Annotated in this window: 24 protein-coding genes, 1 tRNA gene, 3 pseudogenes and 1 riboswitch; of the genes and pseudogenes, 15 read left to right on the plus strand and 13 right to left on the minus strand. The window is 34.3% G+C overall.

What is annotated here, in order from left to right:
- The first annotated feature begins 6 nt into the window (after positions 1 to 6).
- The 5 genes from BVG17_RS05845 to BVG17_RS05865 all read left to right on the plus strand — a co-directional run bounded on the left by BVG17_RS05845 (position 7) and on the right by BVG17_RS05865 (position 3,732).
- The gene (locus BVG17_RS05845; protein ID WP_063631068.1) at positions 7 to 747 is read left to right on the plus strand and encodes a YebC/PmpR family DNA-binding transcriptional regulator; all 741 of its coding nucleotides are present in this window, start codon (positions 7 to 9) and stop codon (positions 745 to 747) included.
- Positions 744 to 1,775 (plus strand): M23 family metallopeptidase, encoded by a 1,032-nt coding sequence (locus BVG17_RS05850; protein ID WP_063631069.1) that lies wholly within the window; start codon positions 744 to 746, stop codon positions 1,773 to 1,775. The genes BVG17_RS05845 and BVG17_RS05850 overlap by 4 nt, the downstream gene beginning before the upstream one ends.
- On the plus strand, positions 1,759 to 2,628 hold the full coding sequence (locus BVG17_RS05855; RefSeq protein WP_063631070.1) for an SPFH domain-containing protein: 870 nt from the start codon (positions 1,759 to 1,761) through the stop codon (positions 2,626 to 2,628). Before BVG17_RS05850 ends, BVG17_RS05855 begins: the two co-directional genes overlap by 17 nt.
- Before the next feature lie 76 nt (positions 2,629 to 2,704).
- A riboswitch (TPP riboswitch) is annotated at positions 2,705 to 2,807 on the plus strand.
- The gene (locus tag BVG17_RS05860; RefSeq protein WP_017532519.1) at positions 2,796 to 3,080 is read left to right on the plus strand and encodes a SemiSWEET family sugar transporter; all 285 of its coding nucleotides are present in this window, start codon (positions 2,796 to 2,798) and stop codon (positions 3,078 to 3,080) included. Its footprint overlaps the riboswitch before it by 12 nt.
- Positions 3,052 to 3,732 (plus strand): thiamine diphosphokinase, encoded by a 681-nt coding sequence (locus BVG17_RS05865; protein ID WP_063631071.1) that lies wholly within the window; start codon positions 3,052 to 3,054, stop codon positions 3,730 to 3,732. Before BVG17_RS05860 ends, BVG17_RS05865 begins: the two co-directional genes overlap by 29 nt.
- Positions 3,733 to 4,457: 725 nt before the next feature.
- On the opposite strand, the gene BVG17_RS05875 is transcribed toward BVG17_RS05865, so the two are convergent.
- The 3 genes from BVG17_RS05875 to BVG17_RS05885 all read right to left on the minus strand — a co-directional run bounded on the left by BVG17_RS05875 (position 4,458) and on the right by BVG17_RS05885 (position 7,083).
- Positions 4,458 to 5,450 carry an ankyrin repeat domain-containing protein gene (locus BVG17_RS05875; protein ID WP_063631072.1) on the minus strand — a complete coding sequence of 331 codons (993 nt, stop codon included), beginning with the start codon at positions 5,448 to 5,450 and terminating at the stop codon, positions 4,458 to 4,460.
- A gap of 1 nt (position 5,451) precedes the next feature.
- Positions 5,452 to 5,856 (minus strand): ankyrin repeat domain-containing protein, encoded by a 405-nt coding sequence (locus tag BVG17_RS05880; RefSeq protein ID WP_241654180.1) that lies wholly within the window; start codon positions 5,854 to 5,856, stop codon positions 5,452 to 5,454.
- 78 nt (positions 5,857 to 5,934) lie between these two features.
- Positions 5,935 to 7,083, minus strand: coding sequence for a Bcr/CflA family efflux MFS transporter (locus BVG17_RS05885; RefSeq protein ID WP_063631073.1), 1,149 nt, complete (start codon positions 7,081 to 7,083; stop codon positions 5,935 to 5,937).
- Positions 7,084 to 7,232: 149 nt separating this feature from the next.
- Here BVG17_RS05885 and ubiE point away from each other — a divergent pair, with 149 nt between their 5' ends.
- From ubiE to argS, 6 genes are all read left to right on the plus strand, one after another.
- Entirely contained in the window at positions 7,233 to 7,931 is a 699-nt protein-coding gene (gene ubiE, locus BVG17_RS05890; RefSeq protein ID WP_063631074.1) for a bifunctional demethylmenaquinone methyltransferase/2-methoxy-6-polyprenyl-1,4-benzoquinol methylase UbiE, read from the plus strand.
- 159 nt (positions 7,932 to 8,090) lie between these two features.
- Positions 8,091 to 9,788, plus strand: coding sequence for an ABC transporter ATP-binding protein (locus BVG17_RS05895; RefSeq protein WP_063631075.1), 1,698 nt, complete (start codon positions 8,091 to 8,093; stop codon positions 9,786 to 9,788).
- A gap of 721 nt (positions 9,789 to 10,509) precedes the next feature.
- A complete protein-coding gene (locus tag BVG17_RS05900) occupies positions 10,510 to 10,962 on the plus strand; it encodes a hypothetical protein (RefSeq protein WP_143688861.1) in 453 nt (150 codons plus the stop codon).
- 478 nt (positions 10,963 to 11,440) lie between these two features.
- Positions 11,441 to 12,022: a hypothetical protein gene (locus BVG17_RS09640; protein ID WP_241654181.1), complete on the plus strand. Its 582-nt coding sequence runs from the start codon at positions 11,441 to 11,443 to the stop codon at positions 12,020 to 12,022.
- Positions 12,023 to 12,108: 86 nt separating this feature from the next.
- On the plus strand, positions 12,109 to 12,774 hold the full coding sequence (locus tag BVG17_RS05910; protein WP_143688862.1) for a hypothetical protein: 666 nt from the start codon (positions 12,109 to 12,111) through the stop codon (positions 12,772 to 12,774).
- Between the two features lie 93 nt (positions 12,775 to 12,867).
- Entirely contained in the window at positions 12,868 to 14,559 is a 1,692-nt protein-coding gene (argS, locus tag BVG17_RS05915) for an arginine--tRNA ligase (RefSeq protein WP_063631078.1), read from the plus strand.
- A 62-nt stretch (positions 14,560 to 14,621) separates the two neighbouring features.
- Here the strand turns inward: argS and ccmA are convergent, their stop codons facing one another.
- The 6 genes from ccmA to secG form a co-directional block, all read right to left on the minus strand.
- Positions 14,622 to 15,245: a heme ABC exporter ATP-binding protein CcmA gene (gene ccmA / locus BVG17_RS05920; RefSeq protein WP_063631079.1), complete on the minus strand. Its 624-nt coding sequence runs from the start codon at positions 15,243 to 15,245 to the stop codon at positions 14,622 to 14,624.
- Positions 15,246 to 15,462: 217 nt separating this feature from the next.
- Positions 15,463 to 15,894 carry a hypothetical protein gene (locus tag BVG17_RS05925; protein WP_063631080.1) on the minus strand — a complete coding sequence of 144 codons (432 nt, stop codon included), beginning with the start codon at positions 15,892 to 15,894 and terminating at the stop codon, positions 15,463 to 15,465.
- Between the two features lie 240 nt (positions 15,895 to 16,134).
- Positions 16,135 to 16,542 (minus strand): nucleoside deaminase, encoded by a 408-nt coding sequence (locus tag BVG17_RS05930; protein WP_010404879.1) that lies wholly within the window; start codon positions 16,540 to 16,542, stop codon positions 16,135 to 16,137.
- Positions 16,543 to 16,559: 17 nt separating this feature from the next.
- Positions 16,560 to 16,853, minus strand: a complete 294-nt coding sequence (locus BVG17_RS05935; protein ID WP_063631081.1) for a hypothetical protein — start codon at positions 16,851 to 16,853, stop codon at positions 16,560 to 16,562.
- 39 nt (positions 16,854 to 16,892) lie between these two features.
- On the minus strand, positions 16,893 to 18,500 hold the full coding sequence (locus BVG17_RS05940) for a CTP synthase (RefSeq protein ID WP_063631082.1): 1,608 nt from the start codon (positions 18,498 to 18,500) through the stop codon (positions 16,893 to 16,895).
- Entirely contained in the window at positions 18,500 to 18,820 is a 321-nt protein-coding gene (gene secG, locus BVG17_RS05945; protein WP_007302593.1) for a preprotein translocase subunit SecG, read from the minus strand. The genes BVG17_RS05940 and secG overlap by 1 nt, the downstream gene beginning before the upstream one ends.
- A gap of 116 nt (positions 18,821 to 18,936) precedes the next feature.
- On the opposite strand from secG, the pseudogene BVG17_RS05950 reads away from it, so the two are divergent.
- The 3 genes and pseudogenes from BVG17_RS05950 to BVG17_RS05960 form a co-directional block, all read left to right on the plus strand.
- Positions 18,937 to 19,275: pseudogene (locus BVG17_RS05950) on the plus strand (gamma carbonic anhydrase family protein); the annotation flags it as partial.
- 105 nt (positions 19,276 to 19,380) lie between these two features.
- Positions 19,381 to 20,469, plus strand: a pseudogene (locus BVG17_RS08830) (IS3 family transposase); the annotation flags it as partial.
- 113 nt (positions 20,470 to 20,582) lie between these two features.
- Positions 20,583 to 21,929, plus strand: a complete 1,347-nt coding sequence (locus BVG17_RS05960) for an IS110 family RNA-guided transposase (protein ID WP_143688718.1) — start codon at positions 20,583 to 20,585, stop codon at positions 21,927 to 21,929.
- 46 nt (positions 21,930 to 21,975) lie between these two features.
- On the opposite strand, the gene BVG17_RS05965 is transcribed toward BVG17_RS05960, so the two are convergent.
- The gene (locus BVG17_RS05965) at positions 21,976 to 22,722 is read right to left on the minus strand and encodes a hypothetical protein (RefSeq protein WP_063631083.1); all 747 of its coding nucleotides are present in this window, start codon (positions 22,720 to 22,722) and stop codon (positions 21,976 to 21,978) included.
- Positions 22,723 to 22,956: 234 nt separating this feature from the next.
- Between BVG17_RS05965 and BVG17_RS05970 the strand changes: the two are divergent.
- Positions 22,957 to 23,089: pseudogene (locus BVG17_RS05970) on the plus strand (IS481 family transposase); the annotation flags it as partial.
- A 256-nt stretch (positions 23,090 to 23,345) separates the two neighbouring features.
- Here BVG17_RS05970 and glmS read toward each other — a convergent pair.
- The 3 genes from glmS to BVG17_RS05985 all read right to left on the minus strand — a co-directional run bounded on the left by glmS (position 23,346) and on the right by BVG17_RS05985 (position 25,786).
- Positions 23,346 to 25,157: a glutamine--fructose-6-phosphate transaminase (isomerizing) gene (gene glmS / locus BVG17_RS05975; protein ID WP_063631084.1), complete on the minus strand. Its 1,812-nt coding sequence runs from the start codon at positions 25,155 to 25,157 to the stop codon at positions 23,346 to 23,348.
- 8 nt (positions 25,158 to 25,165) lie between these two features.
- Entirely contained in the window at positions 25,166 to 25,579 is a 414-nt protein-coding gene (yajC, locus tag BVG17_RS05980) for a preprotein translocase subunit YajC (RefSeq protein ID WP_006012489.1), read from the minus strand.
- A 130-nt stretch (positions 25,580 to 25,709) separates the two neighbouring features.
- Positions 25,710 to 25,786: transfer RNA gene (locus BVG17_RS05985), tRNA-Asp, on the minus strand.
- Positions 25,787 to 25,919 lie beyond the last annotated feature (133 nt).

Consider the following 25,919-nt stretch of genomic DNA (forward strand, 5'->3'; position numbering starts at 1 on the left):
TTTCTTATGGCTGGTCATTCACAGTTTTCAAATATAAAACATCGAAAAGGTGCTCAGGATGCAAAGCGCTCGCAAAAATTTACGAAGCTCATTAGGGAAATAACAGTTGCTGCAAAACAAGGGCTGCCTGATCCCGAACTCAATCCACGTCTTCGCTCTGCTATCTTTGCTGCGCGAAAGGAAAATCTACCAAAAGATAAAATAGAAACAGCAATAAAAAATGCAGCTGGTAACGTTGCTGGAGAAAGTTATGAAGAAATACAATATGAAGGCTGCGGACCTTCTGGTGCTGCACTTATTGTCCATGCTCTGACAAATAATCGCAACCGAACTGCTTCTGAGATACGTTATATCTTTTCTCGCAAAGGCGGTAATTTGGGAGAAACAGGATGTGTGAGTTACCTTTTCGATCATGTAGGCTTAATTGTCTATAAAGCAGGGGGTATAAATTTTGAAGATTTATTTAACTATGGAATTGAATTAGAAGTATTGAATGTTGAGGAAAATAACAAAGAAGAATTATATGTTATAACTTGTGAAGTAAAAGACTTTGGTAAAGTACGTGACGCTTTCTATACAAAATTTGGAGAACCAGAACTTGCTCGTCTTTCATGGCAACCAAAGGACCTGATTGAAGTTAGCGACAAAGAATTAATTGATAAATTATCTATATTAGTTGAAGAGCTAGAAGATAATGATGATGTGCAGTATGTTGAAGGTAATTTTATTTTTGCTGATAAACTATGAGGCTGGTAATACTTCCACTGCTTTGTATTTTACCAGCATATTCAACTGAAACATTTGCGCAGAAAGACTATTGTCATTCCAGTGCCCAGACACTGGAAATTGATTGTAAACAGCACGCTATACAACATTTTCGATTAAAAAACTGTTCAAGCACTGGAATAACAGAAAGCAACCTAAACCACTTTCCAGCGTTACTTCAGCACGGGATCAGGAAAAAAAAAGCTACAGAAAGTGATAGAAAGTTGTTATTCATATCCAGTGACATAAAATCCTCTTTTTTTGATGTAGGAGGTTTGGCGCCAGATACAATAATGAGATTAATCAGCATATATAAAGATTATGGTGTAGATTTTAAAAAAGACATTGTGCCCAAAAGCAAGTTGGAAGTTCTGTGTGAGAGTGATCAGAAGGCTGAAGAAAAAATTTTATATACTTCACTCACAACAAGCAATAAAGCTATAAGTTTATATTATTATGAGTCACAAAACGGCAAAGAAGAGTATTTTAATGAAGAGGGGATAAGCTTAAAGAGTTTCGTAAGTCCTTTGAACGGAGATTTTCGTATATCCTCGAATTTTAGTAATAGAAAGCATCCCATTCATGGTAAAATTGCTTTTCATAAAGGAGTAGATTATGCAGCTAAACTTGGCACTCCTATACACGCCACTGCAGAAGGTGTAATAGAATATATAGGAAAGAATGGTGGCTATGGGAATTACATCAAAATAAAGCACAACAATAAATATTCAACTTGTTACGCACATATAAGCAAATTTAGTAGCGATATAAAGTTAGGCTCTAAAGTAAAGCAGGGACAAATCATTGCTTATGTTGGCAGCACTGGTGTTGCAACGGGACCTCATTTACATTATGAAGTTATATATAATGGTAAACATATTGATCCGCTTACGATAGCTCATGGCAATGAGATAAAGTTGTCTGATCGTGAATTAAGAGAGTTTAAATTATTTGTAAGTAAGGTAGATGAAATAATCAGCAGAGAGGGTGCAAGTGAAAAAGCAATCTGATGAAGACAGTACAGATAAAAATACGATAAGTGATAGAAATTTAAGTAAAATTCAGGCTTTTCCTGTACTAATAGCGCTAGGGTTAATTTTATTGGTACTTTTTTTGTATGACAGCACAATTGCACTTGGAGTTGCTGCTGTTTCAATATTGACTTTTTCTCAAGGATTTTTCGTTAATGATCCTAATGAAGCAAGAGTGATAGAGTTTTTTGGTCATTATATTGGAACTTATTTTAAATCTGGAATATGCGTAACGCTTCCATTTTCGAGTAAATATAGAGTTTCTTTGAAATTTCAGAATATTAACACAGAAAAAATTAAAGTTAATGATGCTAATGGAAGTCCGATAGAGATTTCAGTAGTAATTGTTTGGAGAGTGAGCAGTCCTGCGAAGGCATATTATAATGTTAATAATTATCATGATTTTGTTTTTGTGCAAAGTGACTCGGTAATTAGAGAACTGGCAAGTAATTATCCGTATGATAGCGAAAACGATGAAGAATCTTTGCGTAAAAACTCTGACAAAATTTCAAATGAATTGCGGTCAATGCTACAACAAAGATTGAATATTGCTGGAATTGAAATTACAGAAGCGAGAATATCGCATTTGGCGTATTCATCTGAGATTGCACAGGCAATGCTGAGGCGTCAACAAGCACATGCCATCACCTCTGCAAGAAAGCATATAGTGCAAAACGCAATAGGAATTATCGAAGAAGTAATAGCCCATTTTGAAAAAAATAAAAGCTTACAATTGGATGGAAAACAAAAGGTTCAATTGATAAACAATTTGCTAGTTGCTCTGATCTCTGAGCAGGATGCACAGCCGACTATTAGTTTGGATAATAATTAGCATAGAAGCCGATTGGGTTTCATGAATGCAAGTCACTGTTAATTTCTTGATTAATAGACTAAATGATGTTATAAATTACACGCATTAGGGGTGCTCTAAAAAAGCTGAGAGTACATAAAGTACAACCCTTTGAACCTGATCTTGTTAAAACAAACGTAGGAAAATGTATGTATATAAATATTGAAGAATGCTTTGGCTTCATCGCGTTCATTACATCTCTTATTGGGTTATTGCCTCAAGTATATAGAGCATATATCACAAAACTTACTCGTGACGTATCGATGCTAATGTTGGTGAATTATCTTATTTGTTCATCATCTTGGCTTATTTACGGTATTTGTCAGGGTTTAACTTTTGTGATACTCAGTAATATTGCTGGATTAGTGATCAGTATAATATCAATTGTTCAAAAATGTTACTACGATGCAAAAACTGCACGAAGCGTTTTATAACCATATGCTACATTGTAGCGTGGAGCAAGAATATCGTTCTATTGTAGTATTAAATGGAGAAATACCTGATTCATCGTTTTTTAAACAAGATATACCTGTTATTGCTGTAGATGGAGGGGCAAATAAGCTTCTATCAATTGGCGTAAAACCTGATCTTGTAATAGGAGATTTGGATAGTATAAATCCGAATTTACGTGCTAATTTAAATACAGTATATCTACCTGATCAAGATTATTGCGACTTTTCTAAAGCAATGGCTCACTTAAAAACAGTAAAGTTATTGCCATCAATAGTAACGGGTATTACTGGAGGAGCAATTGATCATATACTACAAAATATCAACATTTTTTCAAGTACAGATAGTATCTTTTATATGCCTTCGCCTTCCATGGTGGGGTACGCCTTACAAAAGGGTATTACCTATTTTTCCTCTTTGCTAAAAAATACTAAAATATCCTTACTTGGTATACCGAAAGCTCAAATATCAACTAAAGGATTAAAATGGGAACTATGCCATAGTAACCTTGCTTTTCCAGGAAAGAATTCTTGCTTTAATCGAAGTCTAGGCAATGAGTTATCTATAGAAATACACAGTGGCGTGTGTTTAGCAATGATATATTTAGAAGCAGTAAATGATGATGGTGTGTATTGAGTTAAAACATTAAGAAAAAAAAAGTAGAAAAACCGTGTTAACACTAATTATAAAAACTACAGGCGCCTGTTATTAGCTAAAGTAAAGGTCAAGTATCTGGAATTCTAGACATAAAATCCTCCTGTATAAAAAAGATTCAGAATGTACACACAACAGATGTGGCTGAATTTTTATTGAAAAATTGGTTAAAAGGTCTGCAGACCGAGATAGATTTTGAGCTCTCTAAATATCTCTACCATCATTATAATGGCATCTTGAATATGCGGAAGCAATTTTTTCATTAAAATAAAAAATTTTATTCTACAGCGAATAAAAAGGAGTTTGCTAATTTTCATACTGATCGGATTTCACTACTCAAACCTAGAAACTTTAATGTATCAAGGTATTTGTTCAGGGGAATGTGCAAGCCAATGCTCCCTTTTTTGTCATTCAAGTAGTCTTTTCTTGTCGTTCAGGTAGCTCCTTATTGTCATCCCAGTGCTTGACACTGGGATCCACTCTTTCGTAATCTCATCAATAAAAACTTAGGATTACTTTTGTACCCAAAATTTCTGGATCCCAGTGTCAAGCACTGGGATGACATTGTCTTGAATGGGAATCGTTTCGTAATACACCAAAGGTTGTGCACCAAAAGAGCGTCATTCCAGTCTGGAATCCATTATACTCCGTAAATTTAATTGGTTTCATGACATCAACTTTTGCATTCCAGTTATGCAAGAAATCTATTATATAATATTATTATCACCCTCTTGATAGTTTGTTAGCTCCTCTCCTCCTGAGTTACTTGGTGTAATTATTTGATCAGATTCAGTTGATGGTTCATCAGATCCAAACAACCATGAAAAAAATCCACCCAAAAATGATCCTATTAAAGAAAAAGGTTTAATCAGTATACCAAACAAACTACTAAAAAAAGAGCTTGGCTGTTCTTCATTTGTTGATGATTCACTTCGTGGACTAACACCATTTTGTGTAAGTGTTATGTCAATAGAATGTCCATTATCAGCAGCTTCAATTTTTACATCACTTTCTTCTTCTGCACTGATCTCCTGTTGTTCTTCCTTTGGGTCTTGCTCTTGTGTAACTGGTTGGACATTACCTTCTTGTCCAGCATCTTTCTCTTGATCTTCTTCACTATCTGTCGATACTGAACTGTCATCAGTTTTTTCTGCGGCTTTTTTTAATAGAGCTTTTATTTCTTCTGTTTTAGCTAAATCAAAAGGAGTTTTTTCATCCTTGTCTTTTACATTGATATCGATTCCGTCTACTGCTAATAGAATTTTTACTATTTCTATATGACCATTTTTAGCAGCATAATGTAAAGGGGTCTCTCCATAATTATCTTTTATATTAACACTCGCTTTTTTGCCTAATAGAGTGTTTAATATCTCTATATGACCTCTTTCAGCAGCCCAATGTAAAGTAGTCTTTCCAAAACTATCTTTTTCTGAAACACTAATTTGTTCTGCTGTTAGTAGCGCTTTTACTATACCTTCACGACCATTTGCAGCAGCAAAATATAGTGCTGAAAAATACCTATCAACGTTGACTTGTTCTGCTGTTAGTAGCGCTTTTACTACACCTTCATAACCATTTTCAGCAGCCAAGCCTAGTTCCTCAGAAAGTGTTTTAATATCTATTCCTTTTGTTCTTAATAATACTTTTACTACGCCTTCATGGCCATTTCTAGCAGCAAAACGTAATGCTTGAGGATACATGCTAATATCGATTTTCTGCTGTTAATAACACTTCTACTAAACTTTCATGACCATTTTGAGCAGCCAGCCATAAAGAAGTCATTCCACTAAAGCTTTCTACTCCATTAACATCTGCTCCTCTCTTCAATAAAATTTCTACTACATCTTCATGTCCTTCCATAGCAGCAAAGAGTAGAGGAGTTATGTCTAGAAATGCTACTGAATTAACATTTGCTCCTTTCTTTAATAGAATTTCTACTATCTCTTTATGGCCTTTTTCAGCAGCCCAGTGTAAAGGAGTCTTTTCATAAACGTCTTTTGCATTAACATCTGCCCCTTCGTTTATTAGATGCTTTACTTCATCAATATCACCTCTTTCAGCAGCATTAAGTAGCTTAGAATCTATATCTCTGACTGAATAATTCATTTAGCACTTCTCTATAAAATTGCATTATTATAGTAAGTTAGTTAATAATCCATGAGCTCTAGGCTGTACGAGCAATGATTATCCTTCGTGGTTTTCAGTATATTTAAGTAAACTATATATAAGAATTGCAATTATAGAACATGCAACTGTTAACAGTAAATTTGGTAAAATACTATAGTGAAAAAATTTTCCTACTATATATATTCCAATAGCTCCAAACATCATATTGCAGAATGAGAGGACTGCACTACCAAGCCCTATACCCTTGATTGTTTCTAAAGCAGAAGTTACGTTATTGCTGATTACGAGTGCAAGGCCAATATTGCTTGGAATCCAAATAACTTGAAGAATAAGTACGCTCAACTTGTTTATGAAATAAAAATATACCAATAAACCATCGGATATTATTGGTAGTACCAAACCTATTATTAGCATCTTGCTAACCCCTATTTTTGGTACGTACCTTCTGTTAATTAAAGTTCCAATTATGTAAAATATAACTATGATTGATATAAGATAGCCAAAATATTGTACTTCAACGCCCATTGATTCAAATATGAACGGGTAGTTAGCAATGTATGCCCAAAGCCACATGAAAGTTAATCCATGAATGGTTGAAAATCCAAGGAAACGATAATTCTTAAATATTAATATATACTGCTTGAAGATATTAATACTGGCTTTACTTTTATTTACAGTCAGCGTTTCTTGCAGCTTCAAGTAAATAAAAATGAGCATAATAATTGCGGCAAGTGATATGATAAAAAACAAAAACTTCCAACTATAACCATGTGAAATTATATAACTGCCTACCACTGGAGCTATTCCAGGTGAAAGTGCTACTACCATATTTAACTTTGAGATTACTCTTGAGTATTCACTACCTGAGTACATATCCCTGATTGCTGCATATCCGACAACGCCTGCAACACCCGCTCCTGCTCCTTGTATAAAACGGATTAATATTAAAAGTATAATATTATCAGCTATGCAACATACAATACTTGCCAAAGTAAAAATTGTCATACCAATAAGCATTATTAGGCGCCTACCATAATAGTCTGACAATGGGCCATAAATTAATCCAGATATTGCAACTCCTACTAAATTTAAACTGATCGTAAGCTGCGCTATATTACCTTTCACCTTAAAATAGTTGGCAATACTTGGCAATGCAACTGAGTATAAGTCTGTTGCCATATCAACAACTGCTACAGATAATATCATAATAAGAGAGATGATATTTTGTGAAAAAGCTGTCGACACTAATGATTTACTGGATTAAATATGTTTAATTGTAGTATATTTTTCTCATTAGTATATTAATTTAACTGCTAAAGTTTAAAATAATTATGTAAGCAATCTCTATATAAAATATGGATAAATCACAACTAGTTAAAGAGGTTTTCAATTCTGTAGCAAATTGCTACGACATCATGAATGATATAATGAGCCTTGGAATGCACAGGCTATGGAAAGAGAAGATGGTAAGTAGTGTGCATTTTAAAAAGAACTCCAAGGTTTTGGATATTGCTGGAGGAACCGGAGATATAGCTATAAGAATAGCAAGAGGGGAGCCAAGTGCTCAAGTTACAGTATGTGATATAAATCAAAACATGCTGGACAAAGGGCGTGATAAAGCTATAAATTCAAATCAGCTAAATTTCAATTGGGTATGTGCAAATGCAGAGAGTTTACCATTTGAAGATTCCGAATTTGATTATTATACAGTAGCTTTTGGTATTCGAAACTTTTCTGACCGTAAAAAGGCTTTAAGTGAAGCATATAGGGTATTGAAGCCAGATGGGAAATTTATTTGCTTGGAGTTTGCCCCTATGCATTATCAAAATGAGATATTCACCAAATTTTATGACTTATACTCATTTAAAGTAATTCCTAAAATTGGTAGCATAGTTGCTAAAGATAAGGGTTCTTACGAATACCTGGTAAGAAGCATAAGAGAATTTCCAACTCAAACTAATTTTAAAATGGAAATTGAAGAGGTAGGCTTTAAGAATGTTGAGTTCCACAATATGAGCTATGGAATAGTGGCGTTACACATTGGAACAAAATAAACTCTGGTCTATTCAGTAGTTTTTTTGCTAACTTTCTGTAATTTCGCAGCGTTTTTCCTTCAGAAGCTAAAGTTTCTTGAACGTATTGCTCTAACGAAGTACACTGTAAACTAATATTGTAACTTTTTCCTGAAGCTAAATACTTAACTTTAAAATAAAATGCGATCTAACATTAAGCAGTTATTTTACTATATAAAACCTAGTCTACATTATTTTACCGTAGCTTTTATTGCAGTTCTATTTTCAGCTTTAACGATTCTTCTTTTTGGTAGAGGCTTAAGCAACATAATTGATTCTGGTACAGAGCATGACTTTACTACCAAATTATTAGTTGCAATACTGATAGTTTTAGGCATTTCTTTCACTGCATTTATTCGGTTATATTTTATTGGTGTTGGCAGCGAAAAAGTTATCGCAAGAATCAGATATGACTTATATAGCAGTATTACTGATTTACAACCAAGCTTCTTTGAGAATACAGGTGTGCAAGATGTTATCTCAGCACTCATTACTGATACCTCTGCATTGCAATCGATAATAAACAGCAGCTTATTGACAATATTGAGGAATGCAGTGGTACTAACTGGTAGTGTTGCAATGCTGTTATACACAAATCTACATTTAACCGCATATGCAGCTGCAATAATACCCATACTGCTCATTATCATGACTTCACTTGGAAAAAAAGTTCGCAATTATGCACGCTTTGCTCAGGATAAATTAAGTGAGCTTGCATCATTTAGTGAGGAAAATTTTAGATCTATAGTAACCATTAAATCATTTGTACTAGAAGAAAATGAAAAAATTCGTTTTCAGAAACATCTAAACTCAGTATCAAAATCATACGTAAAATTAGTACTCTTGCGTGCTATTTTAGTAACTCTAGTTATCACGTGTGTGATAGGTTCGCTAGTTGTTTTGCTTTTTTTGGGAATAAAAGAAGTCTTAAGTAATAATATGACCATTGGAGAACTCTCCTCATTTGTGTTTTATTCAGCACTTGCTTCAGGGGCTGTAAACAATCTAAGCGATAACATCAGTGATTTGCAACGAGGTCTTGGAATTGTAGAGCGTTTATTTGAATTTATGAACATGAAAAGCTCTATATTAGATAGTGATAATCCTATAAGGATCAATAGTGTTCAAAAAGGAATTTCGTTTAACGATGTAACATTTTTTTATGCTGATAAGCCAGCATTAAATAAGGTATCATTTTCTATAGAGGCAGGCCAATCAGTATCAATTGTTGGACCATCTGGCAGTGGCAAAAGCACCATTTTAAAGCTTCTGCTCCGTTTTCACGATCCAAGTGAAGGCAGTATCACTATCGATGGACAGAATATTAAGACAATTGGGCTAAATGACCTAAGATCGCTGTTTGGCTTAGTACCACAAGATCACATGATATTTTCTTGCTCAATAATGGAAAATATACTATACGGCAAACCTGGTGCTGAATATGAGGAAGTTAGGCAAGCAGCTATCAGCGCTTATGCGATGGAATTTATTGATAAGCTGCCGGATAAATTTGATACATTTGTAGGAAAAAGAGGACTAAAGCTTTCCGAAGGACAAAAGCAACGTATTATAATAGCAAGAGCAATACTGAAAAATTCTCAGGTTCTAATACTGGATGAAGCAACTTCCGCCCTCGACTATAAAAGTGAAAGTCTCGTGCAAAAAGCACTGAGTAAATTAATGCAAAATAGAACAACAATCATAATCACACACAGACTATCAACCGCACTCAAAACTGACAAGATTATAGTGATTAATTGCGGGAAAGTGGAAGAAGTCGGTACTCATGATTCTCTAATGAGTAAAGATGGGCTGTATGCAAAATTGGCGAAGATATAGTAAAAACTGAAGGAAAATTTGAGTCATACTTGTTGGTTGTTATGCTGAATTTAGTATCTAAATTATTATTTTATTAATTATTTTAGCTTATAATAATATCATAGTATTTTTTAAGGATCGTTATGGTTTACAATTATAGTCATTTCCCAAAATCACCTTGTACGGCTTTCAATTTGCCAACACAAGTTTTACCAGCACCAATTTCGCACTGTGCACAAGCTTATGCAAATCCACTCACACCTTGTGCTGGTAACTTCTGCAACAATCACTTTAATTCATATCACAACTATTATGACGCTTGTAATAGTCCTTGTGATGGATTTGGGTTTCTTTACTAGAAGATTGTTTTCTCAAACAATTTATCAACTCACATAATGCTATCCTAGCTACATGTGATTCAAAAAGCACATGGGAAATCATGTGCTTCACATTTTGCTTAAAAATATAATAAACAGATGCTTGCTTGTCATTTGCAGTGGCTATAGCAGTTCTACCAAAATTTATTTCAGTCACACAACTAATTTGACTACTGACAGCTCCTTCTTGGAATCTTATCATTATTCTGCCATAGTAAAACTTCCAACTCTAATATCTGCTACATTAAAGTCGTATTTTGAAATGTACTGTAAGTTTGTGTATGCTAATTTTAATCTCAAAATTATTAAATTGTTAATTATTTTGTCCTATAATAATCTAATAGTTATTTTTTTTAGGATTTTTTATGACTCGCTATTCAATTTCACAACCGTACAACGTTTACTCTCATAATACCGATGTACCTTGTTCCTCAGATTCTAAATCAGCATGCATATTTGATAAATCTGAAGATAAGTCTTGCCTTGACAAGGACTGCACAGCCGTGTACAAGTTCTGTCTTATAGGTGATCATCATATTCCTAATTTACACATACCCTTCAAGCATAATCACATTCCATGCCAAGATAACCATCATTCACATTTGAATCATTATCATCATCCATGTCACAGTAGTCACGAAGCAGCATGGTATCATGCTCACGATTCTGGTAACACAGTAGTGGTAAATATACCACCATATCATTTGGGAACTGGAACTGGAACTGGAACTGGAATTGGAACTGGAGCTGGAGTTGAGACAGAATTTGGTACGCACGAAGTTGTAAAAACTGGAGAAGCATCTCTAGACTTATTTTAAGCCTACTGCAGCGGCAGAGATAATTTAAGAATTTTTGTAGGTAGTTGTAATGAAGGTAATGAAAGGGTAACTTTGGTTATCGCGTGTGTGATAGGTCCGTGAGTTGTTTTACTCTTCTTTAGTACTAAAGAAGAGTAAAACAACTCATAAACGCATTTCTAGCTATACGTGCTTTCAAGAATACATGGGAACCCATGTGTTTCACATTTTGCTTGAGAAGGTAAGCAATTGTTATTCATAGTAACCATATATTACAATTTATTTCAGCAACACGACTAATTTGACTACTGACAGCTTCTTCTTGGAATCTTATCATTATTCTACCATAGTAAAACTTTTAACTCTAATATCTGCTACATTAAAGTCGTATTTTGAAATGTACTGTAAGTTTGTATATGCTAATTTTAACCTTAGAATTATAAAATCATTAACTTTTTTATCCTATAATAATTCAATAGTTACTTTTTAAAGGATTTTTATGACTTATAATTTTTCTTCGTATCCACGTATGGATCCATGTATTTCTGCACGCACAGCTTGCATAACTGATCCACGGTACCATCATAACTTTGATCCACGTTGCCATAACCGCTTTGACCCGCGGCATGATGGACTCGACTTAAATATACAGCTTCCTGACTTCGATTTAAGTATACCACCTTGTCCTGCTTGTCCCCCTGCTCCTACTTGTCCCTCTGTTCCTGCTTGTCCCCCTTGTCCTTCTTATCCACAACCTAAGCCTGACACTGGCACTAAGCCTAAAACTAAGGAACCGGAACCATTTGACATAAAAAAGCTTGCAATATCGACCTTGCCAGGAACGGATAAGATTATCAATGTGAAGACCGGAAAGGAAACAGGCCTGAATTCTCAGAAATGTGGGGAAATTATTGAGAGTACTAAAAATGATCTTAGGATTTTAGATGGCAAAATTGTGGGCAAGTGTTATGACAATTCTAAATGTGATGAATGTGTGGAAGCACTGAACTCTAGCATAATCATGGTTCTTGCTACTGACCACAGTATACCAACACTAGAAGGCACTATTCATATTATATAAAAGTAATGAAATGTGTACATTGTTAGTACACACTTTCACTTTATGGTTAATTTTTTAATAAATTCATTTACTGATGGAGTTATTTTATGTTTAAAAGCGCCTATGCTCATCCAATGCCAACTAATACATGTTTTGTAAATGATATGGTAAGAGTTAATTTGTTTACAAAGTTGGATGATTGTAAAGTCAATAAGAGTAAGTTGATTCATGATAAATGTGGTAAAGATCTTAAGTGTAAGATTGATGACAGGACTATGAATGAACTGAAAAAATGTTTTAAGTTTGAGATTGATGATAAGACTAAGAATGAGATAAAAGAAACTATTAAGGATGAACTAGAGAAAAGTATTAAGTTTGAGATTAGTGATAAGACTAAGAATGAACTGAAAGAAAATATTAAGAATGAACTAGAGAAAAGTCTTAAATTTGAGATTAGTGATAAGACTAAGAATGAGCTGAAAGAAAGTATTAAGGATGAACTGAAGAAAGAGAAAGAGCCTGATGGTGTTAAAGAACCTGATGGTGTTAAAGAACCTGATGGTGTTGAAGAACCTGATGGTGTTGAAGAACCTGATGGTGTTGAAGAACCTGATGGTGTTGAAGAACCTGATGGTGTTGAAGAACCTGATGGTGTTGGAGAACCTGATGGTGTTGAAGAACCTGATGGTGTTGAAGAACCTGATGGTGGTAATGATGTTTACAGCGAAGTTATGGCTTTCTCTTACCATGGTTACGGCAACGACTTAATATAAACTCTGATCCAGGAAGATAAAATAGTTAAGATAAACCTTCAACTAGTCCCACTTATTCACTATACTGTTATAGGTCTTATAGCTTTTTAGTTAATGAATATTTTCAAGCAGGTTTCCTCTCTAATTTCTGGCAAATTAGGTGAATTAAAGCAAACGGGTGTTATAAGCACAAGTGCAGAAAATTTTATTGTGGAACCTCCGAGCAATAGAGCGCATGGAGATATTTACACAAATGTTGCTATGGTGCTTGCAAAGCATGAAAAAAAGAATCCCATTGAAATTGCAGAGGTTTTAGCCAAAGAATTTGAACTTTTTGATGAAGTTGCAAAAGTGGAAATAGCAGGCCCTGGTTTCATCAATATGCACTTAAAAATAGAAGTGTGGCATGGGATTTTAAAACAAATAAATGAGCTAAAAACGGAGTTTGGCACTCTAGATATAGGGAACAATCAGGCCATCAATGTTGAATTTGTATCTGCAAATCCAACAGGTCCACTGCACATTGGTCATGCAAGAGGAGCAGTGTTTGGTGATGTTCTGGCAAATTTACTAAAGAAAGTTGGCTATAATGTTACTAAGGAGTACTATATCAATGACGCTGGAGCGCAGATAGATACGCTAATTCGGTCAGTATATTTGCGGTATAAGGAAGCTCTAGGAGAAAAAATTAGCATTGAAAAGGGTTTATACCCAGGTGAATATTTAAAGCCAATAGGAGAGGGATTAGCTAAAAAATATGGCAAGGAGCTTAGAGCAGAGGAAGATAACCAGATAATTAGAGAATATACTTTAAGTTCTATTTTAGAACTCATAAAGGAGGACATGAGCTTGCTTGGAGTAAATCATGATGTCTTTACTTCAGAGTATGAGCTACGTGGCAAAATTGAAGAGAGTATAAAGATATTGTCTGACAAGGGTCTAGTGTATGAAGGGTACCTAGAAAAACCAAAAGGTAAAGAAAGTGAAAATTGGACTTCTAGAAAAGAAATGTTGTTTTGCTCCACAAAATTTGGTGATGATGTTGATCGTGCACTAAAAAAAGAGGATGGCAGTTGGACTTATTTTGCCTCAGATATCGCTTATCATTTCGATAAGATATCACGTGGCTTTAACAACATGATCGTGGAGCTTGGCAGTGACCACGGCGGTTATGTCAAAAGACTCAAAGCAGTTGTCTCTGCGCTAGAAGCAAAGATAGAGGTAAAACTGCATAATATTGTGAATTTTTTTGAGAATGGCAAACCTGTTAAGATGTCCAAAAGATCAGGAAACTTCCTCACAGCAAGAGATGTAGTGGAAGAAGTTGGCAGGGATATCACTCGTTTTATAATGTTAACACGCAAGAATGATATGGTCTTGGACTTTGATTTTGCTAAAGTTAAGGAACAGTCAAAAGATAATCCTATTTTTTATGTGCAATATGCGCACGCTCGTGCTCATTCGTTAATGCGTAATGCTCCAAGAGAGCTCCCAGCAGCAGACCCTTCACTTTTAAAGACAGATGGAGAGCTATTCCTCATAAAAACCTTAGCAAAGTGGCCAGATGTGGTAGAAACAGCGGCAAGGCTTTATGAGCCACACAGAATTACTTTCTACTTACTTGAAGTTGCAGAAGCATTTCACGTTTTATGGGGATATGGCAAGAGTGATTTAAATATGCGGTTTATACTGGAGAATAACTTAAACCTCACCGCTGCAAGAATGTTTCTCGTCCAAGCCTTAGCGCACGTAATCGCTTCTGGGCTTTCTATTTTTAATATAGAGCCTTTGAAAGAGATGAGTTAATTTTAATGCGTAATATTAAATGTGATAATAAATTATTGATGTAAGTACAATAAGGCCAAAAATTATACAAGAGGTCTGTTAAAATCACGTATGTCGATTGTCTTGAAGTCACACAGTTGTTCTGTAGAGCTATGTCCTGTAATAATTACTATACCGTTTTGCTCAGAGCGTATTGAGATTAGATTTAATATTAATTCACACGTTGCACTGTCGAGATTACAAAATGGTTCGTCTATCAGCCAAACGTTTGCATTAGAAATTAAGAGGCGAGCAAGCGCAACTCTTCTTTTCCAGCCTGCAGAAAGTTCACTATATTTGATATTAAGTACAGGTTGCAACTGTAAGCAACAAACGGCTGCCATAATTAATTCTCTAGTATTTCGTATTCTTGCCCAGAATTCTATGTTTTCACCAACTGTTAAGCTATCTTTACAGGCGTTTTTATGTCCTATATAGACCATGGAAGGTATATAGGATTTTAGGTCATCATATATATCTTTTCCACAGTACATTATATTACCTGACACTGGCGTCAAAAGTCCAGATAAACTTCTGATTAAGCTGGTTTTGCCGCTACCATTTGGACCAGTGATTAAGATTTTTGATTTTGGCTCAGCTTTAAAATTGAGGTTTTTAAATAATACTTTGTTATTACGAGCACAGGATAGATTTTTACATTCAAGCATCTATTGGACCTTTAAAGAGAACTTGGAGCCTAAACACTTCAGTGTATGAACATTGGATAGCTTGCACAACAAACAGTCAGTGTTTGACATACAACTGTACGAACATTGGGTTTGTAGGTAGCAGATGGTGTCACGCACTGGGATGACACCCTTATACTTGACTGACTGTAACACTTAAGAAGTTTAATGCCAGAAAGCAGGTTATACAACGGATACGTCATCTGCCTTTTCCTTTATGCTTACCCTTAGTTGAAGACTGAGCTTTTATAAATAGCTCCCAAAATCCTTTCTTATCACCTTCTCTGTTTATCAATTGTGCAAAATGTTTCATTAAACTATTACCCATCATAACCATCTTTGTCCATTTACCTAACGGTTTTGCTATATCAACTATTTCTAGATCTTCTTTGTAAACTTGCATATTCTTTTGTTTCTCCCTTAGCATTTCCTGTTGTTTCATCAACTCTTTTTGCTTATTTTTTTGATACAATTCATTAAATCTTCTATTTTCTTCCCACTCTTCTTTGAGAACTTTTAGAGGAAATATAATTTTTCTAATATGATTTTTGTATATTTTTCTCAAAAAGAGAAATATTGCAATTATAGCAAGTAATATCGTGCTATATGTAATGATTTGTCCGAACGGCATTTTTATACTCAGCTTATTGACAAGCGGTATTTACAATTATACCATAACTATAGAGATTTTACAATTTTTTTCTGGATAAAGATAGTAGACTAAAATTTCTAAAGGACAAAAGCAACGTATAAGCTTAAAAACCCTCAGGTTTTAATACTGGATGAAGCAACTTCCGCTCTTAAGTGATAACCTCGTACAAAAAGCAAGTTAATGCAAAGCAGAACAATAATCATAATCACACAGCTTAAACTAAGTTCTCAATTTCTCAAAGAAATCTTTTAATAAAAGAGAACATTTTGTTTCTAATATTCCACCATAAACTTCAGGTATGTGGTTACAGAATTGAAATATTCTAGTGCCGTTTTCAACTCCTCCACCTTTGGGATTGTAAGCCCCGAAGTACAGACGTTTAATTTTTGCAAAAGAGATAGCTTGAGCGCACATCGGGCACGGCTCTAACGTTACGTACATTTCAGCTTCATAAAGCGTGGAAGTTGAAAATGCTTGTCTAATTGTTAACATTTCTGCATGTGCAGTTGGATCATTAGATATATTGTGTGCAGAGGAGATGATATTGTTTCCATTAACTATTACAGCACCTATTGGCACTTCGCCATCTTTCTGAGCAAGTTTTGCTTGCTCTATGGCAAGTTCCATGTATTGGTACTTAAACATTAGGTGCTTGGGTAAATATAATTTTCTTTTCTTGGCTTTTCTATTGTTTCTAGGTTATAGAATTCACTAAGGACTATTGTCCTTTTTACAAGGCTATCTATTTCTCGCTTTAAATATTTTTTTATTTCTTCTACCGATTTTAGTTCGTTTATAGCTACAACTACTTCTTCCATTATATCCTCTATAATTTGATCCCCCTCTAATTTATATATTATTTGTTCTACATGCCTGTTCAATTGCTCGAAGGTCGCAGATCTATATGTAATGCTATCTTTACTATTTCTTAGTAACATTTTTTACCTCTCTATTAGAATATAGTTTATTAAGTTCTATTAAACTCTATTGTCAATAGCTGCCTTAATAAATGATGTAAAGAGAGGATGAGGAGAAAATGGTCTTGATTGAAATTCTGGATGGAATTGCACACCAATAAACCATGAGTGATTTTTTAGCTCCACTGCCTCTATGCATGTTTTATCTTCTGATATACCACTGCATATCATTCCATTCTCTTCTAAGTTATTTTTATAATCTAAATTAACTATATATCTGTGTCTGTGTCTTTCTGAAATAGTGACACTACTATACACATTTGCCATTTTTGAATTTGGACTTACATTACACTTGTATGTTCCAAGTCTCATGGTTCCACCAAGATCAACGTTCTTACCATCAGCGAGCTTGATGATTGGATGTTTGCAAGTATAAAATTCTTCAGAGTGTACATCTTCAAGCTTAATAACGTTACGAGCAAATTCAATCACTGCAAGCTGCATACCAAGACATATTCCTAAAAAAGGAATGTTATTTACACGGGCATAGTTTATTGCTAATATTTTACCTTCTATTCCATTATCACCAAATCCTCCTGGAACAAGAACTGAATTAGAGCTTTGTAATTTTTCTCTGATAAACTTTGCATCTATAGATTTTCCATTCTCTTCTCTTGAGTTGACCCAATTTATCTTCACTCTAGCTTTATTACTAATTGCACCATGGTTTAATGCTTCAATCAGTGATTTATATGCGTCAGGAAATTCAGTATATTTTCCTACTATGGAAACGATAACTTCTTGTGTTGGATGTCTCATAGAGTGTACTATTTGGTCCCATTCAGGTAAGCTTGGTTTTGGCTTACTTAAGTGAAAGTGATCCAAAATTTGTGTCCCGAGCCCACATTGATTATACAAGGACGGTAACTCGTATATATGGTTTACATCAGGAGCAGGTATTACGTTAGATAAAGAAACATTGCAAAGATTGGCTATCTTTTCTTTTTGATTATCGGAAATTTCTTTTTCACTGCGACATAATATAATATCTGGTTGTAACCCCGCAGAGTTTAACTCTCGAACTGAATGCTGTGTCGGTTTTGTCTTTAATTCTTGTGCTGCAGTGAGATATGGTATTAAAGTTAAGTGAATAAGGATAACTTTTTGCTTTCCTAGTTTATAATTAACTTGGCGTATAGCTTCCAAAAACGGTTGGCTTTCAATATCACCTACGGTTCCGCCTATTTCGCATATTACAAAATCTAAATCTTCTGTACCATTAAAAATGAAAGATTTGATTAAATCTGTCACATGAGGAATGATTTGCACAGTTTTGCCTAGATAATCACCACACCTTTCCTTCTTTAATAATTTATTATATACTTTACCAGTTGTTATATTGTCGTCCTTGGTTGCTTTAATTTTAGTAAAACGCTCGTAATGTCCAAGGTCTAAATCAGTTTCAGCACCATCCTCAGTAACAAATACTTCCCCGTGCTGAGCTGGGCTCATTGTTCCAGGATCAATGTTGAGATATGGGTCAAGCTTTCTGATGCGAACATTGAATCCATGAGCTTGAAGAAGTGCTCCCACACTTGAAGCAACTAAACCCTTACCAAGTGATGAAACAACTCCACCTGTAACAAAGATAAACTTGGTTTCTTTCATTAATTTTCAAATGGAACAGAAGTTGATTGGCCTTCTTGCTTCTTTTCTGATATAATCTTCTCTGCAATTGATTTTTTATGTACATCTTTTGAACATAATCCTGATAGTAACAGTGTATTTATAATGAACAGTCCAGCAACTATAGAAGTTATTCTACTGAGTGGATTTTCAGAAGACTTTACCGGAATTATTGAATTCATTCCCTGTTGTGAATTACTAAAGCCACTTAATGAACTACTTCCAGGTGGCTGCAGAAGCACTAAAATTACCAATACAACAACTAATATTATTTGAAGTACACTAAGTACTGTTACTGACATTATGAATAGAGCTAAAAATAAAGATTTTAGGAGCATAAGGATCATAAGTCAAGAATATCTTTACCCGAGTAACTTGACTACTGGAATCCAAGTATGTATTAAACCTTATTTAAATTATGAGCTATCACATTTTAAAATACAAAGATTATGAACCAAAAATGGATGAAAGTTCTTTTATCGCAGATGGTGTGAGTATCATAGGTAACGTTGAAATAGGAAGGAATGCGAGTATCTGGTTTAATTGTGTGATCAGAGGAGATGTTGGATCAATCAAAATAGGTGATGAAACTAATATTCAAGATGGCACCGTAATTCATGTAGATAGAAATCCAGGCGGCGATACGATTATTGGTAGTATGGTGACGGTTGGACATTTTTGCATATTACATGCATGCACAGTGCATGATAAAGCATTTGTTGGTATGGGCTCTACCATAATGGATAATGCGATTGTGTAGTCCGGAGCTATGGTAGCTGCTGGTGACCTTACCCAGAAAAAGTAGACAGAAAGTTAAGACGTTTTTGAAGTAAAATAAAACGTTTTTTCAAAGAGGTGTGGTATGACAAAAAGAAAAGAATATACAGCAGAATTCAAAATTGAAGCTATAAGACTAGTAAAAGAAACAGGTCAATCATCAGCAAAAATAGCAAGAGATTTGGGTATTAGCGGTAAGCAGATGGGTAAAAACATACAATGATAGAATGTCTGGAGTAGATGCGTTTCCAGGAAAGGGGAAAGTAGCTCATTGTGACAAAGAAAAGTTTGATTTAAAGAAAGAGCTGGCAAGAGTAACGAGGGAAAGAGACATTTTAAAAAAAGCCCTGGGATATTTTGCAAACCAAAAAGAGTAAAATATTCTTTTATAAAAGAACATGAAAACTGCTATAAAATACGGGAATTATGCAGATTTTTGAACGTATCTGCTTGTGGTTATTATAAATGGATTACTAAGGAAAAAAACAACAAAAAATCAATAAGAGAAGAGCTCATACAAGATATTCAGAAGGTATATCGATCATCACAATGCAGATACGGAGCTCCTAAAATTCACGCTGAATTAAAGGCTTTAGGTAAAAATTATAACATCAAAACAGTGCAAAATATTATGCAGAAAAATGGCATTCAAGCTAAGCTTAGACGAAAGTTTAAAAGTAAAAAACCACAAATAGACAATAGAGTTATAACTCCTAACATATTAAATCAGAATTTCATCGCTGATCAACCTAACAAGATATGGGTAACTGATATTACGTACATAAAAACTAATGAAGGATGGTTATATTTGGCAGCAATAATAGATTTATATTCACGCATGGTGATTGGGTGGTCAATGAGTAATGCAGTAAATAGGCAATTAGTTATAGATGCGTTATTCATGGCTATTGGTAGGCGCAAATCTCCTAAAAATCTACTATTTCATAGCGATCAAGGATCGCAATACACCTCTAAAAATTATCAATTTTTACTAAGTACAAAAAATATTACTTCTAGTATGAGTCACAAAGGTTGTTGTTATGATAATGCTGTTTCAGAGAGCTTTTTTAGTTCACTTAAGAGAGAGTTACTCATTGATACTTCACAACACTCTGCACAACAAGCTAAAACCGCAATATTTGAATATATAGAAATTTTTTATAATAAACAGCGTNAACGGTCAAATCATTGATGGAGTCCTTAGACTACCTCGGTTAGGAGATTGTATTATATCAACCGTCCCAAGCTGAAGCGTTTCCCTGCTATAAATTATATGAAGGAGTTACCATGAAAAAAACAAAAAGTAAATTAGAAATAATGAACCCTAACGCAGCAGGAATAGATGTTGGTTCGGCTATACATTATGTGTGTGTACCAGAAGGAAGTGATGAACAGCATATACAAAAATTTAGCTGCTTTACAGAGGACCTTCATAACATAGCAAAATGGCTAAAAAAGTGTGAAGTTACTACAGTAGCCATGGAGTCAACCGGAGTGTACTGGATTCCTTTGTTTCAAGTACTTGAATCATATGGACTTGAAGTAAAACTTGCAAATGCAAGACATGTAAAAAATGTACCTGGAAGAAAGTCAGATGTCCAGGACTGCCAATGGCTTCAACAACTACACAGTTATGGGTTAATCGAAGGATCATTTAGGCCAGATAATCAAATGTGTGTATTGCGTAGTTATGTGCGGCAACGTAAAAACTTAATTGAAAATGCTGCTACACATATTAATCGTATGCAAAAGGCGTTGGTACAAATGAATATTCATTTACATAAAGTAATAAGCGATATCACTGGCGTCACAGGAATGCAAATTATTAAAGCAATAGTAGAAGGTGAAAAGAATCCCGAGAAGCTAGCTGAATTCAGAAGTGTGAATATGAAGAACGACAAAGCTACTATAGCAAAAGCATTAACAGGCGATTATAGAGAAGAACATTTATTTGTACTGAAACAAGAATATACAGCATATACTTTTTTTCAAGAGCAAATAACTGAATGTGATAAAAGCATAGAAAATTACTATAAAACATTTGAAACAAAGTCCGATGAGAGTAGAGAGTTAGGTAAGGAAAAAAACAAGTCTAGAAGAGGCAGACCAAACTTCACCTTGCGTGAGAAATTGTATAGGATAACCGGAATAGATTTTACTAAAATTCCTGGATTTGATATACTAACTGTACAAACTATTATTTCAGAAGTTGGCATTAACCATAATAAGTGGCAATCAGAAAAGCACTTTACTTCATGGTTAGTACTTAGCCCTGCTAACAAGATCACAGGAGAAAAAGTATTTGGGACAAAAACTCGTAAAGTCATTAATCGCGCTACAAATGCCCTGCGAATGGCTGCTTATGCTGTGGGAAATAGCACAAGTGCATTAGGTGCATATTGTAGGAGATTAAAAAGACGGCTAGGAGCAATAAAAGCAATTACTGCCACAGCAAGAAAATTAGCATGTATTTTTTACCAAATGTTGAAGTATGGACAAGAGTATGTGGAAAAAGGAATGAGTTATTATGAAACACGCTACAAAGAGAAAATTGTGAAAAATTTGATCAAGAAAGCGCAGGAGTTTGGCTACACACTAGTTCAACAAGAAGAGTTGATTAATGGAGTTTCTTAGGAGAAGCAACTTGAATAAAACTGATAAAGCTTGAATTAAAGTGTGATTAGGAAAGTGAGTGATGAGAACTCTTTATTTGGACTTCTTTTGATTCATCTATTTTAGTATTAGGTCTTAGTGTTGCGTATGTAGCACAACCAGCTACGAATGCAGATGCTGTAGCTATGATAATTATTGCTAACATACTTAGTCTAGTTGTATGTTCAAGTATAGTACTTGCTACCAGCCCAACAGCAAGACCAACACCAATAACAGCAGTGTACAACATTATCGGATTTGAATCAGATACGTAGTTTGTGAGCTCTTTGGAACACTCTTTTGCTAATCCTTTTACTGCTCTCTTGAGTTTGTTTTGATCTTCTTCTGTTCCAGTACCTGATTTTAGTCTCTTACATAACTCTTGTATTTTTTCACCTTGTACTTCTGCCAGCTTTTTTAGCTCCGTAGACAATTTCTCTATTTTTGTTCCTTTCAATTCTACTATTATTTTCTTGAAACATGGCATCATTATTTGCTCTGTTTCTTCTTCTACTTGATTTTTTAATGCTATTATTTTATTCAATTGTTCTTCTGATATTTCAGTGTCTTTTTTTAGTTCCACTGTAACCTTTGTTTCTTCTAGCTCCGATATTACGTTCATTAATGAGTGAAATGCACTCCATAGCTTTTCACCAGAATTCCGACTCCGTTTTGGTGACATAGACTGACTGCCTTTGAACTTTTTTGGCGACATAGGCTGAAATTTAATTTCTTTGAGCTTTCTTGCGCTTTCACCTGCATTTACTTTAGCCATAACAAACCTCGCATATTAAATAATGCTATTACATAATATCTTTAAAGCTCAAGGTCAAATAGTATCTTTACATAATATAAATCATAAACAGAAAATTTTAGTGTAAATTGCCATATTTACTTTGTGCTATGGTTTGAGATAGAATAACAACTTGCTTCAAATATGGAAAGGCAGTACAACTCTATAATCAAGTTACTGAGCTCTCATTTACTCCTCTTTTTTTGTAAAACAACCTACAATTTATTAGAAGATCTTCAGATAGACGTTGATCATTGGTTGCGTTTTTACAGTGAGACAAGACCTCATTCTAGTAAATATTGTTATGGCGATGTAGACTTTCCTGAATAGAAAACATATTGCTTTTTAGAAAAATATTAGTAGCATTACATAAGAGACTGATATTAGTTTTCAATTTTTCTGTTAGTTAATTCTTGCTTGCTAGGTTAAGTTGTGTCTGGTAACCATAATGGCAAATCTTGTTAATTTGAGGCGTGGATTTTAGCCTCTCTCATCCTTACATTAGTTACATATTCTTTCGCAGAGGGCTAATGAATTTATTAGTAAAATTCAGTAATTTATAACTGACAATGAGAGCTGTTAATTAGCAACTCACTTTAAATAAGTTACTCAACTGTGACAGATTTAGCTAAATTTCTCGGACAATCTACATCTAACCCTTTTTTTTCTGCAATAGAATAAGCAAGAAATTGCATAGCAACACTGTAGATAATTGGAGAAACAAAATTGTCAACTTCTGGAAGTTGCACCACATCTATGCAAATTCCCTTTAAGAGCGGTGCTCCTTGCTTATCACTAAAGGCAATTACTTTACCTTTTCTTGCAATAATCTCTTGTATATTGGATAGCGTTTTAAAGAATAAATTATCGTAAGGAATAATTGCGATAACAAGTACAGTAGAGTCTATCAAAGCGATAGAACCGTGCTTCATTTCTCCCGCTGCAATACCAATTGTGTTGATATATGAAAGCTCTTTTATCTTCAATGCACCTTCCATTGCAACTCCATATGAGCTTCCTCTCCCAATTATAATTATATTATTGTGCTCTAATATACTGCCTGATATATGTTGTATTTCCATCACATTCAAAACATGCTCTACATGTTCGGGAATGGAATTAATAGCACCGCTTAGTTCCTTTATCCTCTCTCTACCCAGTATACCTTTTATTTTTCCAAGCTCTACAGAAAAGCATGCTAAAATTGCAAGCTGCGTAGAAAAGGTTTTTGTCGAAGCAACACCAATCTCAGGTCCAGCAAGAGTATGCAATACAATATCTGAGGCTTTTTCTATGCTGCTATTAAATGTATTAATTATGCTAATGATCATTTGTTTCTGCAATCTCGCATAACGTAGTGCTTCCATAGTATCTGCAGTTTCACCAGATTGAGAAATGAATAAGCCAATACTACCTTCTTCGAGCTTGACGCTGCTATACCTAAATTCTGACGAGATTTCTAGATATACCCGAATTTGAGCAATACTTTCCAGCCAACACTTTGCTATTAGTCCAGCAAAATAGGATGAACCGCATCCAACTATAGTAATGTAACCTAGTTCAGAAAATAATTCTTTGTTGATTTCTTTATATTGTTTATAAAATTGATTTATTGTTTTGTTTAATGCATACGGTTGCTCAAAAATTTCTTTTAGCATAAAGCTAGGGTAACCATTTTTACTAATTAGAAAACTTCTTGGACTGCTATTTTCTGTTCTGCGTTTAACTTGTATACCATTATTATATATACTGAATTCGTTAGATTTTATTACTGCAATATCATTATCTTCTAAATGCAATATTTTTTCTACAAATGAATTCAAAGTATTAATATCAGAAGCAGCAAACACTTTATTACAGTTATATCCTATTGCCAAAGGTAAATTTCTTTTCGCAACGAACAATGCATCTGGATATTCTGCAAATAATAAAGCCAAAGCAAGTGAACCTTGTAAGTTGTTTAGACACTTAAATATAGAATCAACTGGTGATAACCCTTCATCAAGATATGAAGTTAATATGTTTGGTATTACTTCTGTATCAGTGTCGGTATGAAAAGATACTCCCTTTTCCTCCAGATCCTTTTTTAATATATTGTAATTTTCAATTATGCCATTATGAGCAACAACAACATTATTTATATAAATGGGATGAGCATTTTTAAGATTTGGAGCTCCATGTGTAGCCCAACGAGTATGTGCTATACCAACTTTGCTACTAGATATCTTGCTCTCATGAACAACTTCACACAATCTTTCAACTTTACCTTCTGATTTTTTTACTTCTATCTTACCTCTATTATTTATGATTGCTATACCTGAAGAGTCATAACCTCTGTATTCCAATTTTTGCAACGCGGTTAGTAAAGTTGGTATTACTGAACCACCGCTACTTACTATACCTAATATTCCACACACTTCTTAAATTATGAAGCATTTTTGTCTTTTTTACTTTCCTCTAGTTTATTTTTCTTGCCATTCTTTTCAACTTTGCTTTTTTCAATAGATTTAGCTACTGGCTTTTGAATTTCTTTATTTAAGATTTCAGATATAGCAGATTTTAGGATTTTTATTTCAATTTTTGGTGCTATTTCTAGTATTAGTTGTGCATTTACTTCGTCAACTTTGTTTACTTCACCTATTATTCCACTAGAAGTAATAACCGTATCACCACGTTTTATTTGATCTATCATCCTTCTATGTTCTTTTAGTTTTTTGTGATTGGGGCGAATAATGAGAAAATAAAATACTACAAATATTAAAATGAGTGGAATAAAGCTAGCAACAGATGCTGATACATTGTTAGTCGCATCTGCTGCAAAAACCTCAGAAATGAACATATTTAATCCCAATTATTAACGATAAAGTTAAATAGATTAAGCAGCAATTACAATATCATGTCAAGTCTCTGAAAGAAATTAATTCAAGTTAATAAGAAACTTAAGGAATTTTAAGGTGTTTCTGCTGTAATGGCGGGAGTGATGAGACTTGAACTCACGACCTCATGCGTGACAGGCATGCGCTCTAACCAACTGAGCTACACCCCCCATTGCTTTTTAACGTTTGCAATCTTAAAGCTAATCAACGTGTTGCTACTTGTCAATATTTTTTGTTTGCGCTTTTTTGTCTTTTTTATTACTATGTAAATAACTTAATTTCACACATGGCTTATGCAAGTAG

The sequence above is a fragment of the Wolbachia endosymbiont of Laodelphax striatellus genome (genome assembly GCF_007115015.1).
In the GTDB taxonomy this organism is placed as follows: domain Bacteria; phylum Pseudomonadota; class Alphaproteobacteria; order Rickettsiales; family Anaplasmataceae; genus Wolbachia.